The organism is Mesorhizobium sp. WSM4841 (assembly GCF_055811515.1).
Map to the genome: position 1 here is coordinate 1 of NZ_JBVVQC010000011.1, position 13,340 is coordinate 13,340.

13 protein-coding genes and 1 pseudogene are annotated in these 13,340 nt (G+C 61.6%); 4 read left to right on the forward strand and 10 right to left on the reverse strand.

All coding sequences use genetic code 11. The annotated features are described in order from the left end of the window. The first annotated feature begins 85 nt into the window (after positions 1 to 85). Positions 86 to 250 (forward strand): putative quinol monooxygenase, encoded by a 165-nt coding sequence (locus AC0L14_RS15200; protein ID WP_473749993.1) that lies wholly within the window; start codon positions 86 to 88, stop codon positions 248 to 250. Positions 251 to 355: 105 nt separating this feature from the next. Here the strand turns inward: AC0L14_RS15200 and AC0L14_RS15205 are convergent, their stop codons facing one another. The 4 genes from AC0L14_RS15205 to AC0L14_RS15220 form a co-directional block, all read right to left on the reverse strand. Then, positions 356 to 1,849 (reverse strand): aldehyde dehydrogenase family protein, encoded by a 1,494-nt coding sequence (locus tag AC0L14_RS15205; RefSeq protein ID WP_473749994.1) that lies wholly within the window; start codon positions 1,847 to 1,849, stop codon positions 356 to 358. 68 nt (positions 1,850 to 1,917) lie between these two features. After that, positions 1,918 to 5,064 (reverse strand): efflux RND transporter permease subunit, encoded by a 3,147-nt coding sequence (locus AC0L14_RS15210; RefSeq protein WP_473749995.1) that lies wholly within the window; start codon positions 5,062 to 5,064, stop codon positions 1,918 to 1,920. A 249-nt stretch (positions 5,065 to 5,313) separates the two neighbouring features. Continuing rightward, positions 5,314 to 6,453, reverse strand: a complete 1,140-nt coding sequence (locus AC0L14_RS15215) for an efflux RND transporter periplasmic adaptor subunit (RefSeq protein WP_473750090.1) — start codon at positions 6,451 to 6,453, stop codon at positions 5,314 to 5,316. Positions 6,454 to 6,524: 71 nt separating this feature from the next. After that, complete coding sequence (locus AC0L14_RS15220; RefSeq protein ID WP_123146932.1) at positions 6,525 to 7,142, reverse strand: TetR/AcrR family transcriptional regulator; 618 nt, start codon at positions 7,140 to 7,142, stop codon at positions 6,525 to 6,527. A gap of 274 nt (positions 7,143 to 7,416) precedes the next feature. Between AC0L14_RS15220 and AC0L14_RS15225 the strand changes: the two genes are divergently transcribed. Together AC0L14_RS15225 and AC0L14_RS15230 are read left to right on the forward strand one after the other, a co-directional pair. Beyond that, complete coding sequence (locus AC0L14_RS15225; RefSeq protein ID WP_292187017.1) at positions 7,417 to 7,770, forward strand: VOC family protein; 354 nt, start codon at positions 7,417 to 7,419, stop codon at positions 7,768 to 7,770. A gap of 3 nt (positions 7,771 to 7,773) precedes the next feature. Beyond that, complete coding sequence (locus AC0L14_RS15230) at positions 7,774 to 8,754, forward strand: PhzF family phenazine biosynthesis protein (protein ID WP_473527404.1); 981 nt, start codon at positions 7,774 to 7,776, stop codon at positions 8,752 to 8,754. A 132-nt stretch (positions 8,755 to 8,886) separates the two neighbouring features. On the opposite strand, the gene AC0L14_RS15235 is transcribed toward AC0L14_RS15230, so the two are convergent. Together AC0L14_RS15235 and AC0L14_RS15240 are read right to left on the reverse strand one after the other, a co-directional pair. Next, the gene (locus tag AC0L14_RS15235; RefSeq protein ID WP_473749996.1) at positions 8,887 to 9,405 is read right to left on the reverse strand and encodes a DUF417 family protein; all 519 of its coding nucleotides are present in this window, start codon (positions 9,403 to 9,405) and stop codon (positions 8,887 to 8,889) included. Positions 9,406 to 9,474: 69 nt separating this feature from the next. After that, positions 9,475 to 9,885, reverse strand: coding sequence for a YybH family protein (locus AC0L14_RS15240; protein ID WP_473749997.1), 411 nt, complete (start codon positions 9,883 to 9,885; stop codon positions 9,475 to 9,477). 253 nt (positions 9,886 to 10,138) lie between these two features. Between AC0L14_RS15240 and AC0L14_RS15245 the strand changes: the two are divergent. Next, positions 10,139 to 10,249, forward strand: a pseudogene (locus AC0L14_RS15245) (IS110 family transposase); the annotation flags it as partial. A 240-nt stretch (positions 10,250 to 10,489) separates the two neighbouring features. Here the strand turns inward: AC0L14_RS15245 and AC0L14_RS15250 are convergent. From AC0L14_RS15250 to AC0L14_RS15265, 4 genes are all read right to left on the reverse strand, one after another. Then, complete coding sequence (locus AC0L14_RS15250; RefSeq protein ID WP_473749998.1) at positions 10,490 to 10,783, reverse strand: hypothetical protein; 294 nt, start codon at positions 10,781 to 10,783, stop codon at positions 10,490 to 10,492. A 114-nt stretch (positions 10,784 to 10,897) separates the two neighbouring features. Next, positions 10,898 to 12,544: an acyl-CoA synthetase gene (locus AC0L14_RS15255; protein ID WP_473749999.1), complete on the reverse strand. Its 1,647-nt coding sequence runs from the start codon at positions 12,542 to 12,544 to the stop codon at positions 10,898 to 10,900. A gap of 73 nt (positions 12,545 to 12,617) precedes the next feature. Continuing rightward, entirely contained in the window at positions 12,618 to 12,920 is a 303-nt protein-coding gene (locus tag AC0L14_RS15260) for a type II toxin-antitoxin system RelE/ParE family toxin (protein ID WP_473750000.1), read from the reverse strand. 17 nt (positions 12,921 to 12,937) lie between these two features. Beyond that, positions 12,938 to 13,183 (reverse strand): type II toxin-antitoxin system ParD family antitoxin, encoded by a 246-nt coding sequence (locus AC0L14_RS15265; RefSeq protein ID WP_473750001.1) that lies wholly within the window; start codon positions 13,181 to 13,183, stop codon positions 12,938 to 12,940. Positions 13,184 to 13,340 lie beyond the last annotated feature (157 nt).

Here is a 13,340-nt window from a genome sequence, read left to right on the forward strand (position 1 = left end):
TTTCCGGCAAAACGAAACCCAAATTCAGGCGAAAATCTTAAATTAAATCAAAGCGTTCCGCGTTCTTCACGGACGACGCGATAAGGTGCTGGTGATTGAAGGCTACGCTGATCAAGCGGCCTATGAGGCGCACCTCACCACGCCACATTTTCTCAATTACAAGACTCAAACTGCCGACATGGTGAGATCGCTTCGGCTAATCGAGACGGACCCGATCTCGCTCAAAGCGAAAAATCAGATTTCAAACTGAGACACTACCCGAGCAACGACCCGCCGCCGAGGCGGGTTTTTTGTTTCAGGCTTTGCCGGCATCTTGGCGGTCAGCGCCGCGGTGGAGGATTGGCAGGCGGATCGCTCAATCGATCTTGATGAACACGCCCTTGGTGTTGAGATACTCGTCGAGGTGCTCGGCACCGCCCTCGCGGCCGTAGCCGCTCATCTTGTAGCCGCCGAAAGGCACGGTCGGATCTATGGCATGATAGGTGTTCACCCAGACCGAGCCGGCGCGGATCTTCCTGGAAAGCTGATGCGCGGTGGCGACATTACGGGTGAAGACCCCGGCAGCAAGACCGTAGGGCGTGTTGTTGGCCCGCTCGACCGCCTCATCGAGCGTATCGAACGGCAGCGCCGAAATGACCGGTCCGAAGATTTCTTCGCGCGCGATCCTCATGTCGTCCGAGACGCCGGCAAAGACCGTCGGCGCGACGAAATTGCCGGCGGCCAGCGAACCCTCCACAAGGCGTGTGCCGCCGGTGACGAGGGTCGCGCCCTCCGCCGTGCCGGCTTCGAGATACGAGGCGACCCGTTGCAGCTGCTTTTCGGAGACGAGCGGGCCGATCTCGGTTGCCGGGTCAATGCCGTCGCCGACCCTGAGGCCCTTGGCGTAGGCCGCCAGCCGCGCGACGAACTCATCATGGATGGAGCGCTCGACGAACAGGCGCGAGCCGGCGATGCAGATCTGGCCGGAATTGGCGAAGACCGACATCGCCGCCACCGGCACAGCTGTGTCGAGATCGGCGTCGGCGCAGACGATGACCGGCGACTTGCCGCCGAGTTCCAGCGAAACGCGCTTGAGGTTGCCGGCCGAGGCGCGGACGATCGACTGGCCGGTCGCCGTCGAGCCGGTGAAGACGATCTTGTCGACGCCCATATGCTCGGCAAGTGCGGCACCTGCCTCGGCGCCAGTGCCGGTCACGATGTTGACGACGCCTGGCGGAACGCCGGCCTCGTTCATGATGTCGGCGATCAAAAGCGGCGTCAGCGGTGCCTCTTCCGAAGGTTTCAGCACCACCGTGCAGCCGGTCGCCAGCGCCGGCCCGATCTTCCAGATCGAAGCGGCCGTCGGTGCGTTCCACGGGATGATGGCGCCGACGACGCCGACCGGCTCCTTGCGGGTGAAGGAGACGATTTCGCCCGGCAGCGAGTTCTCGATCGTCTCGCCATGCAGGGACGTCGCCATGCCGGCGTAGTAGCGGAGCATACCGATGACACGGTTGCGGTTGGCGCGGGTGCGCACGATCGGCATGCCCATGTCGGTCGTGTCCGAGCGGCTGATCTCCTCCCAGTGTTTTTCGAAGAGGTCGGCGATCCTGAGCAGCAGCACCTGCCGCTCATAGGGCTTGAACCGGCTCCATGGCCCGTCGAAGCCCCTGCGCGCCGCGGCCACTGCCACTTCGACATCCTGGCGGTCGCCGCGCGGCACCGTGGCAATGACCGCGCCGGTGGCCGGATTGCGGGTCTCCATGGTCCGGCCCGAGCGGGCGTCGACCCAGGCGCCATCGACGAACATCTGACGGTGGCGCCCGTCGATCGGCAGGCGCTGCGCCACCGGTGTCTGAGCTATGGTCATGACGTCCTCCTCCAGCGCTCCTGCCGGTGGGCGGATTTAACCCCTACACGTCACATCTGCCAACAGCTCTATTCGGCGGCCAGAGGCAGTCGCGGTCTGTCGTCGTTTTCTGCCAGCTTCGGCTTCGCCGCCTGCTCCGCGTCCCCAGCCTTCTTGCGCTCCCTGCCGAAGAACAAGGCATAGCCTGCCGGAAGGACGAGGATGGTGAGCACCGTGGCGACGAGGATGCCGCCCATCATGGCATAGGCGAGCGGACCCCAGAAGACGCCGCGCGAAATCGGGATCAGCGCCAGGACCGCCGTCAGTGCCGTCAGCATGATCGGCCGGAAGCGGCGGACCGCCGAGCCGATGATGGCCTCCGAGCGTTCCATGCCGGCCGCGATATCCTGGTCGATCTGGTCGACCAGGATGATCGAGTTGCGCATGATGATGCCGAGCAGGGCGATCACGCCGAGGATGGCGACGAAGCCGAACGGTGCGCCACTGATCAAAAGTGCCGCCGCCGCGCCGATGATGCCGAGCGGACCGGTCGCCAGCACCAGCATCGCCTTGCCGAAGTGCTGCAGCTGGATCATCAGCAGCACGACGATGACGGCCAGCATGATTGGAGCTTTCGCAGCAATGGAGGCCTGACTTTCGGCCGAATCCTCGGCGCCGCCCTGGATCTCGATGTTGTAGCCGGGTGCCAGACCGTCGCGCAGGCCTTGCATCTCGCTGTACATCTTCATCACGACATCGTTCGACTGCACGCCATCCGGCAGCGTGGCACGCACGCTGATGGTCGGCAGGCGGTCGCGCCGCCATTCGACGCCTTGCTCCAGCACCGGGACGACCTTGGCGACCTGCGACAGCGGCACGAAGCCACCGAAATCCGTCGGGACAGAGACCGAGTCGACCGCCGACAGCAGGTGGCGGCTCGCCGCCGGTTCCCGGGCGACGATCGAAACGGTCTCCTCGCCGTCGCGGAAATCATCGAGCGGCGCCCCCGACATGCTTGCCTGCAGGATCTGGCGGATGCGCTGCGAGGTGACGCCGAGCGCCCGGGCGCGATCCTGGTCGATCACCAGCTTCATCTCCGGCACCGGCTCCAGCCAGTCGTCGTGAACGGCGCCGAGCAGCGGATTTGCCTGGAACTTCGCCTTCACCTCGTCGGCGATGCGGCGCACCTCCTGGCGATCCGGGCCCATGACGCGCATCTGCACCGGCCAGCCCGTGGGTGGCCCGAGGAACAGGCGGTCGACCTTGGCGCGGACCGACGGGAAATCCTCGGCCAGAATGGTGCGCAGCTTGACGATCAGCCGTTCGCGGGCCGGTTCGTCATTGGCCATCACCAGAAGCTGGGCGAAGTTCGGATTGCGAAGCTGCTGGTCGAGCGGCAGGAAGAAGCGCGGCGCGCCCTCACCGATATAGGTGGCGATGAAGCGCTTGTCCTTGTCGTCCATCATCCTGGTTTCGAGCGCCTTGGCCTGCGTCTCGACTTCCTTGATGCTGGTGCCCTCCGGCAGCCAGAGGTCGACAAGGATTTCCGGACGCGATGACTGCGGGAAGAAATTCTGCGGGATGAACTGGAACGCCCACAGGCTGGTTGCGAAGGTCATCAGTGTCATGACCAGCACGATGATGCGGTGGCGCACCGACCAGCCGACGGTGGCGCGAAGCCGGCGGTAAAAGGGCGTATCGAAAACATCGTGATGGCTGCCGGCGTGTTTTCGCTGCTTGAGGATCATATGACCAAGCCACGGCGTGAAGTAGACCGCCACGAACCAGGAGACGACCAGCGCGATGCCGACGACGTAGAACAGCGTGCGTACGTATTCACCGGCGGTCGAGGCCGCGAAGCCGACCGGAATGAAGCCGGCGGTGGTGATCAGCGTGCCGGACAACATCGGGAAGGCCGTCGAGGTATAGGCGAAGCTCGCCGCCTCGACCTTGACAAGTCCTTCCTCGAGCTTGCGCTCCATCATTTCGACGACGATCATCGCGTCGTCGACGAGCAGGCCGAGCGCGATGATCAGCGCGCCGAGCGAAATGCGCTGCAGATCGATGCCGATCTCGTACATGATGGCGAAGGTGGCGGCCAGAACGAGCGGAATGGTGATCGCGATCACCAGGCCCGAACGCCAGCCGATCGTCAGGAACGAGACGACAAGCACGATCAGCAGCGCCTCGCCAAGCGCTTCCATGAACTCGGTCACCGCTTCCCTGACGACTTCCGGCTGGTCGGCGATCTGATCGACCGAAACGCCGTAAGGCAACGCCTCTTCGAAGCGGTGATAGGTCGCCTCAACGTCCTTGCCGACATCGGTGACGTTGAAGCCCTTGGCCATGACGACGCCGACCTGGACACTGTCGTGGCCGTTGAAGCGGTATTTGCGCTGATAGGGATCCTCGAGGCCTGTGGTCACGGTGGCGATGTCGCCGAGGCGCGTCACCTGGTTGCCGGCGCGCAGGCGAAGTTCGCGGATGTCGGCCGCCTCCGTCACGTTGCCTTCGACCGAGATGCGCACCGAACGCTGGCCGGTATCGACCGAGCCTGCCGGATCGACATTGTTCTGGCCCTTGATCGCGTTCTGCAGATCGGTGAGCGTCAGGCCACGCTCGGCAAGCACCTTGGACGAAACGTCAATGTAGAGTTTTTCCGGCTGGTCGCCGATGATCACGGCCTTTTCGACGCCGGGCGTCGTCAGCAGCATGTCACGCGCCTGGATGGCTAAGTTCTTCAGCTCGGGATAGCTGTAGCCGTCGCCGCTGATCGAATGCAAGGTGATGAAAGTGTCGCCGAACTCATCGTTGAAGTAGGGTCCAAGCAGCCCCTGAGGCAGCTCATTGGCGATATCGCCGACCTTCTTGCGTACCTGGTAAAAGGCATCCGCGACCTGCGTTGGATTGGTGTCGCCTTCCACCTGCAAGGTGATGATGGCGCTGCCGGCGCGCGTGTAGGAACGGACGAAATCGAGATGCGGCGTTTCCTGCAGCTTGCGCTCGATCTTGTTGACGACCTGGTCCTCCATCTCCTGGATCGAGGCCCCCGGCCAGACAGCCTGGACGACCATGACGCGGAAGGTGAAGTCCGGGTCTTCCTTCTGGCCCATGCGCATCAGGCCGAGCGCACCGGCAACGATGATCAAGCCGAACAGGAACCGCGCAATGCTCGGGTGCCCGATTGCCCAGCGCGAAAGATTGAAGGGCCGCTTTTCATTGGTGTCGGTGGTCATAGCGCCAGTCCATTTGTCTGATCGTCAGCGCACGCACACGGCATGCCCACGGAGCTTCTAATGCTGGCTTCCGGGCGGCGAGGCTTTCCGAGCGGAGAGACACTCATCGCGGTGGGACGCGAGGATCGATGTGGGGGGTTTACATCGACCTGACGTCTCGACAATCGGGCACCTGCCGCCCGGAAACCATGAACCGCTTGACCTCGCAGCTTGCGCCGATGCGAGGAAAAGCCGTTTTATTCTTGGCCGTCAGCGCACGCGCTTGGCGACGTCGCTATCATCGTCCGCCGATGCGGACTGTTGCACCGCATCGCCGCTCAGCTTGACCTTGAGATTTTCGGTCATGAATTGCGTGCCCGCCGCAACGACGACGTCGCCGGGTTTCAATCCTTCGGCAACATGCACGCCGTCGGCGGTGAACTCGGCGACCTTGATCGGACGCGCATGGACGGTCTCGCCGTTGCGGTCCACGGTCCAGACGATCTGCTGGCCATCTTTTTGCGCCAGTGCGCTCAACGGGATCGATACGCTTTGCGGGCTGCTGTTGGCCGCCGAAGCCTCGATGTTCGCGGTCATGCCGAGAAGCACGCGCGGATCGTTGGGCAGGCTGACGCGAACGGCAAAGGTACGCGACTGCTGATCGGCGCTGCCGGCGACTTCACGGACCTTGCCGTCGAGCGTCAGCGCATCGTCGGACCAGAAGCTTGCCCTGACATTCTTGCCCGGCCTGAACTGGGCGATATCCATTTCCGGAACGGCGATCAGCACTTCCTTTTCGCCATCAACGGCAACCGTCACAACCGGCGTGCCGGAGCCGACCACCTGACCGACATCGGCGGCGACTGATGTGACGATGCCGCTCCTGTCCGCCTTGAGGTCGGTGTAGAGGACCTGGTTTTTCGCCTGGTCTAGCGCTGAGCGGGCGGAGTTTCGGGTGGCGACCGCCTGATCATAGCTGAGCGTCGCCTGTTCGAGCTGCGATTTCGATGCAAAGTTCTTGGCAAACAACTGTTCGGCACGACGGCGGGCAAGGCCTGTCGTCTCGACCTGCCGCTCGGCCGCCTCGAGGCTGGCCTCGGCGCTGTTGACTGAAAGGTCGTAGTCGGCGGGATCGATGCGGGCAAGAACATCGCCCGGCTTCACGCGCTGGCCGATGTCGACCAAGCGCTCGGTGATCTTGCCGTTGATGCGGAAGCCAAGGTTCATCTCGGTGCGGGCGCGCACCGATCCGGAGTAGGAAAGCTCTCGGGTATCGTTCGCCTTGGCGATCTCGACGACCTTGACCGGCCGGACGATGTCCTTGACTTCCACTTTTTCTTGCGAGCAGCCGGCGAGCCCAAGCGCCGCGACGACGACCAGAGCCGGACCAATGGCCGGCAGCCTGTTCATGATGGATTTGGACAAAGGCACTTGCGTACTCCCGAACTGGATATGGATTGTCGACGACCGGCGGATGCCGGTCATTTTTTCAAGGCCCTGATCGCAAACTCGATAAGCTCGTCCGGCATCGCCCGATTCTTTTTGGCAAGGCACTGGGCGACCATCTGCGGGTGACAGAGGGTGATGATAGCGGCGCTGAAGCATCGCGAAGCGACTTCCGGGTCCTGATCGGCAAACTCGCCGGTTGCGATACCGTCGCTGATCACCTCCGCCACCAAGCCGCGGATCCTGTCGATATGCTTCTCGATGACATGCCAGTCGCGTTCGATGGCAACGACGACCATTTCGTGCACCTTCTCCTGGTCGAGCATGGTGTCGCGGGTCCACTGATAATGCGTTTGAACGTAGCGGCGAAGCTTTTCGCTGGCTGTTCCGGGACCATGGCAGGCGTCGTAGGTCAGTTGGTAGCAGGTAGCGAGCATGCGGCCGCAAACGGCCTGGTGGATCTCGACCTTGGAGGCGAAGAAACGATAGATGTTGGCCGTCGACATGCCGAGTTCACGCGCTATGTCGGCGACATTGGTCTTGCCGTAGCCGTAGTGGCGGAACAGCCGCTCTGCGCAATCGAGGATGCGCGCGACATTCTCCTGCCGGACCACGTCGGCCGCCGTGTCGAGGGTATCAAGGGTATCATTCATCGTGTTTCATTTGCTCAATTACGAGTGACGAATTTTGAATTTCGTCACTCGTAATTCGAAATCACTCGCCTGTCAACTGCGACATTATCCGTCTTGGGCGACTGGTGACATCTGTTGACACAACTTAGGCGTGAACAGCGTTAATGAAGCCTGCTGCGGGCCGTGCACGGGCCACCCGCCAGGCTCAGGTGATCGGGCGCCTTATTTTATTCAAGACGTGCTCCGCGGCGCGCAGCAATGCGTTATCATCCAAGCCGCGGAAAGGAGAGTTGGGATGACCGTGCTGCGCATCGTCTCGAATATCGCCACAGACAGCATTCCGGATGTTCGGAAGTTCTATACCGACCTGTTCGGGCTCGATGCCGTCATGGATCACGGGTGGCTCGTCACGCTGGCGTCCAGCGAAACCACCATCCCCCAGATCAGCATCGCCAGCGAGGGCGGCTCAGGCACGCCGGTGCCAGATCTGTCGATCGAGGTCGACAATGTCGACGCGGTTTATCTTCGCGCAAACGAGATCGGTTGCAGACTGGTCTATGATTTGACCGACGAACCGTGGGGCGTAAGACGTTTCTTCATTGCCGACCCGACCGGCAAACTGCTCAACGTGCTCTCGCATCTTCGCTAGAGATTGTTCTGCAATGCAGGACATTGGCAACCGTCCCAACATTCAGCCGAACGACTGAAACGGGCCCGCGGGTCATCGGAGGAAACCATGAGCAGAACAATTCCATTTCATTTCGTCGATGTCTTCGCGGTAGAGCCGCTGACGGGCAATTCACTTGCGGTGGTCGACGGCGGTGGCGAGTTGGCGCTCGAGCTCATGCAGAACATTGCACGTGAGTTCAACCAGTCCGAGACAACCTTTGTGCTACCGGCGACCCGGGAGGACGCCGACTGGAAGTTGCGCTCTTTCACGCCGAAAGGCGTAGAGGTTTTCGGTGCAGGCGGCCACAACACGCTAGGGGCTTGGTGGTGGCTCGCTGCAGCGGGGCGGCTCGATCTGGGCGATGGGCCAACATGGTTTCACCAACAGATCGGCGACTTGGTGTATCCATTGGCTATCTGGCAAAGCCAAGGGAAACTCGAAAGGATCATTATGCAGCAAGAAGCCCCAGCGGCCGGCCGGCAGCTCTCAAACCTTGGCACTCTTGCCACGGCACTCGGCCTTAATGCTGAAGAAATAGCGGCTGAGGTCGTGCCTTGCCAGGTGGTCTCGACCGGTGCTGCCCATCTCCTGGTGCCGATCCGCGATCGCGAAGCCGTCGACCGGATTTCGCCGGATGCCAAACAGCTTTTCGACCTGCTCAACCAGGTCGGCGGGGAAGGCTGCTACGTCTTCTCACTCGATCCACGGCTGCCCGAAACCACGGCGTATGCACGCTTTTTCAACCCGACTGTTGGCATTTCCGAGGATCCGGCAACCGGTACGGCGGCTGGTCCGCTCGCCGCACATCTCGTTGCACACGGTCTTGCACAGCCCGGCGCAATCAAGATCGAGCAAGGCACGGCGCTCGGACGTACCAGCATCATCGAGGTAGATGTAGATGCCGGCTCAGTGAGCGTCTCTGGACGCGGCATCGTGGTGGCGAGCGGGGCGTTTTCGATCTAGTCGAAGGTGTAGTCCGGGTGGGCGCGCAGGCAGCCTGTGCCTGTCCCACAATGTCGCAGCAGGTGGCGCCCCGCCATTTGGCGCGGCTGTGCGGATGGCGTGGTCTGCCACTCGCCTTCGGCCTGGATTCGCTTAGGTAGCCGATTTGTTTAATCTGTTCAGGCTTTCGCCCAGTATGACAAGCGCGATGCCGAGCAGCGCAATGTCCTTGATCAGGAACTGACCGGCGGGACCGAGCGCGGGAAAGCCCAACGCAGGCTCCCAGATCGGCAGGGCAACCATGATCGAACAGGTGACCAGGAAAATCAGGGCGGCCACTGCCCCGCCGGCGACACCGGCGCGCGTCGACCAGGGAGAGGCAATCAGGAGAAGCGCGGTCGCGATCTCGACGACGCCAAGCACATAAGAGGCACCGGCTTCACCAAATACCGGATACATCCAGGCGAGCCAAGGCGTGCCGCCGATCAGCGGCCTCAACGCCTCGATCTCAACAGTCGTGAACTTCATCCCGCCGATCATGAGAAGCGGCATTATGACCCCGGTCAGGGCGAGGATCCGACCGGCTTTCCTGACCGCGGCGGCTTTTCGCGCCCATGGCCGAGGAAGGGTCTCGTCTTGACCTTCAGGCTCTGATGTTCTGAGAACCGGCATGAGTTTCCTCCTCCAACCGCCAATTGCACCACCCGCGCTGTCACGATCGCTCGACCCCGATGCGCCTGCTCAGTCCGGCTTGTAAGGATACGAGTGATGCTCGTGAGCGATGATCCAAAGGTCACCTTCCTTCCGTAATCCGACGGTGAGCCGGAGGCGGGTTGCCGGGTCCTTTTCAAGCTCTTCCTTGGTGCCGCACCGCAGCAATGCGGTAGCAAAAGCAACCCGGTCGCCCGCCGTGACATCCAGCCGCTCGATCACGAAAACGCCGCCCTGCTTGAAGTGCTCGAAGAACGGGCCCCAGCTATCCCGGTAGGCCTCAATTCCCCTGAGTTCGTTCGGGGGTGGGACATCGAACATCACAAGGTCCGTCGCGTGATCCGCAATGATTGTCTCCAGGTCTTGCTGCTGCACGGCATTCGCCCAACGCTCGATGAGCGCCTGGATGTGTGCCTCGGCGTCGCGCTCCGTGTTCTCCATTGCAATGCTCCTCCTGCTAATCTTCCTCCGTCGAGTTGGTTCTGTATCGAGGACGATCGGGAGGCGCTCGATCCGACACTGAGTGATCTTGTTTGCTCCGTTCAGCCGATCCAGCCGCTGCGAGGCAATCGCGGGAGCGATCCGCCAAGGCCGGAAGGTCACGGCATTGAAGAGCGGGTGGTTGTTCCCCGATAAGATGGAGATACGGGCTCACGACTGGACGCCGGGCCCAAGCATCGAACGGAGAACAACCATGAGCGAGTATATCGGGCTCGACATGCCGTTGAAAGAGGCGGCACTTTCTGTGCGGCGCGATCGCAAGCGGATCTGGCGCGGTAAATGCTCGTCGGGACCGAGCCTGGTTGTGAGCTTGCGAGGTTGCAATTAATTGGCGCCCGAGCCGTGTCGAGGTCAATGTCCGTGCCCGCCTTCGACACTCGAAAGCAACAGCCGACCTTCGCGTCTTGGCGATGGCCGGCCGGCACCCTAAAGCGCGTCGCGTTTGACCGGCCACATGCGACGCGCTTTAGGTTATTGTTTTATGCACGTCGTTATCGCAAAACCGCTGCACACTTTTGCGCGACATGCATTAGAGCGACACGTTTTATCCCGCCGCTGTGCGAATGCAGCGCAAATCACGCGGGCCGCTACGAGGGATATTTCCCTTTTTGCGCGCGCGCTCGAAGCGGCGATTGCATTCGCGACGCGCGCGATCGCAGGCGTTGTCCAGTTTGGCGGCGGAGTCGTATCCCTGTATTGCGAGTTTTCCGGTCACGACGCCATGACCGTCATGGTACAACCGATAATAGCATCCGGCGGCTTCAGCGGGTGCAGTCGATCCAGAGACGATAACAAGGCCGAGGGCGGCTGTCCCGGCAAGCAAGAGTAAGCTCTTCATGTGTTCTATCCTCGATTTTGGATTACCTCCGCGACTGCAGAGTAATCGGAACACAGCTATGTCGTCGGGCACGACTGAAAGGTTCATTCATGCTGGATGCCAGCGGCCACTGGCTTAAAGCTGTGGCGCCTTCGCCATCTCCCTCAGCCTGAACTTCTGGATCTTGCCGGTTGAGGTCTTCGGGATTTCGGCGAAGAGAACTGCTTTCGGCACCTTGAAGCGGGCGAGCAGCGCACGGCAGTGATCGATGATCTCGGCTTCGGTCGCCGTCCTGCCCGGCTTCAGCTCGACATAGGCGACCGGCACCTCACCCCATTTGTCGTCGGGCCTGGCGACGACGCCGCAGGAGGCGACGGCAGGATGCTTGTAGAGCGCCTCCTCGACCTCGATCGAGGAGATGTTCTCGCCGCCGGAAATGATGATGTCCTTGGAGCGGTCCTTGAGCTGGATGTAGTCGTCGGGATGCCTGACGCCGAGGTCACCCGAGTGGAACCAGCCGCCGGCAAAGGCCTCGTCGCTCGCCTTGCGGTTCTTCAGATAGCCCTTCATGATGATGTTGCCGCGGAACATGACCTCGCCGATCGTCTCGCCGTCGGCCGGCGTCTCCTCCATCGTCTCGGGGTCCATCACCGTCAGATCCTCGAGCGCGGCATAGCGCACGCCTTGCCTGGCCTTCCTCGCCGCCCTGAGACCCTTGTCGAGCCCGTCCCACTCGCCATGCCATTCGTTGACGACGGCCGGGCCATAGGTCTCGGTCAGGCCATAGAGGTGAGTGACCGCAAAGCCTGCATCGGCCATGCCCGACAGCACTGCTTCCGGCGGCGGTGCCGCGGCCGTGCTGAAGGTGACCGTCTGCGGAAATTGCCGCTTGTCCTCGTCCCTGGCATTGATCAGCACCGACATCACGATCGGCGCGCCGCACAGATGGGTGACGCCATGATCGGCAATGGCGTCATAGATCGGCTTCGGCCGCACCCAGCGCAGGCAGACATGGGTGCCGGCCTGCACGGCCAGCGTCCATGGAAAGCACCAGCCATTACAGTGGAACATCGGCAGCGTCCACAGATACACCGCATGCTTGCCCATAGCGGCATGGATGGTGTTGGCGTAGGCCATCAGCGCCGCACCGCGATGGTGATAGACGACGCCCTTCGGATTGCCTGTCGTGCCGGAGGTGTAGTTGAGCGAGATCGCGTCCCATTCGTCGTCCGGCATCGACCAGGCGAAATCCTCGTCGCCACCCGCGACGAAGTTCTCGTAGTCGAGCGTGCCGATCCGCTCGCCCTTGGGATAAGGGGCATCAGTGGCGTATTCGGGATCGTCATAGTCGATGACCAGCGGTTTTACCTTAGTCAGCGCCAGCGCCTCGCTGACGACATTTGCAAACTCGCGATCGACGATCAGGACCTTGGTTTCGGCATGATCGAGTTGGAAGGCGATAACCGCGGCGTCGAGGCGGGTGTTGAGCGAATGCAGTACCGCCTTGGTCATCGGCACGCCGAAATGCGCTTCCAGCATCGGCGGCGTGTTGGACAACATCACGGTGACGGTGTCGCCCTTGCCGATGCCGCGCCTGGAGAGCGCCGAGGCAAGCTTCAGCGACCGCCGCCAGAAATCACGATAGGTCGTGCGCTCGCGACCATGGATGATAGCAACATGGTCGGGAAAGGTCTTTGCCGCCCGCTCGAGATAACTGAGCGGCGTCAGCGGCTGGTGGTTGGCTGGATTCCTGTCGAGATCCTGTTCGTAGGGATTTCCCATCCCGTCCTCCCCAATATCGAGCGCTTCCAACCACGGGACACCGCGGACGAGGCCGCCTCAGCTACTCCCGCCGCTACTCCTCGCCCTTACCTTCTGACCCTAAACTATCGATGTCCCGATGCCCTTCGACGATATTCGCTACCTCGAACCAATCGCCGTTATAGCGGAAGAAAATCACGTATCCTCTGAAAGCGAAACTTCTGATATCTGGCCGGAGATCGGGACGAGCACGGCCAATCGTCGCCGGCAAGCTCGACAGATCACGGCATTTCTGGCGCAGAGCATCCACAAAACGTCGGCCGATCGCCAAGCTGCCGCTTTCGCGAGTTATGTATTCAAAGATATCAACCAAATCTGTCTGGACCGACGGCAACATGCGCAGCCGTGGCACTCCTAGAAGCCTTCCTTTGCGAGTTGCTCAGCCTTGGCTTCCATGGCCGCATCGACATCCTGCTCGGTCGCTTCGCCGTTGTCGGCAAACGATTTGTCCAGCATGGCGCGCAAGGCCTTCAGCTTTTCCTCGCGTTCCTCGACCAGGCGCAGCCCCTCGCGCACGACTTCGCTGGCAGAGCCGTAGCGGCCACGCTTCACAATGTTGGCCACAAAGGCTTCCCAGCGATCTCCCAATGAGACGTTCATTCTCGAGCCTCCTGTTTCGTAAATGGTACTGCAATAACAATGAACGCGCAATTACTGACATAGTGGAGATCTCGCGCTCCGTTGCCTGGCGGGCGAAAAGGCCAGCACCTCGGTCGCGTTGACTTTTTTCGAGAGCCATGAATAATGTCAGCGAGGA

Bases quoted from the DNA above. Each gene is read 5' to 3' on its own strand.
- AC0L14_RS15205 (WP_473749994.1), bottom strand. From the start codon at position 1,849: ATGACCATAGCTCAGACACCGGTGGCGCAGCGCCTGCCGATCGACGGG.
- AC0L14_RS15210 (WP_473749995.1), bottom strand. From the start codon at position 5,064: ATGACCACCGACACCAATGAAAAGCGGCCCTTCAATCTTTCGCGCTGG.
- AC0L14_RS15215 (WP_473750090.1), bottom strand. From the start codon at position 6,453: ATGAACAGGCTGCCGGCCATTGGTCCGGCTCTGGTCGTCGTCGCGGCG.
- AC0L14_RS15220 (WP_123146932.1), bottom strand. From the start codon at position 7,142: ATGAATGATACCCTTGATACCCTCGACACGGCGGCCGACGTGGTCCGG.
- AC0L14_RS15225 (WP_292187017.1), top strand. From the start codon at position 7,417: ATGACCGTGCTGCGCATCGTCTCGAATATCGCCACAGACAGCATTCCG.
- AC0L14_RS15235 (WP_473749996.1), bottom strand. From the start codon at position 9,405: ATGCCGGTTCTCAGAACATCAGAGCCTGAAGGTCAAGACGAGACCCTT.
- AC0L14_RS15240 (WP_473749997.1), bottom strand. From the start codon at position 9,885: ATGGAGAACACGGAGCGCGACGCCGAGGCACACATCCAGGCGCTCATC.
- AC0L14_RS15250 (WP_473749998.1), bottom strand. From the start codon at position 10,783: ATGAAGAGCTTACTCTTGCTTGCCGGGACAGCCGCCCTCGGCCTTGTT.
- AC0L14_RS15255 (WP_473749999.1), bottom strand. From the start codon at position 12,544: ATGGGAAATCCCTACGAACAGGATCTCGACAGGAATCCAGCCAACCAC.
- AC0L14_RS15260 (WP_473750000.1), bottom strand. From the start codon at position 12,920: ATGTTGCCGTCGGTCCAGACAGATTTGGTTGATATCTTTGAATACATA.
- AC0L14_RS15265 (WP_473750001.1), bottom strand. From the start codon at position 13,183: ATGAACGTCTCATTGGGAGATCGCTGGGAAGCCTTTGTGGCCAACATT.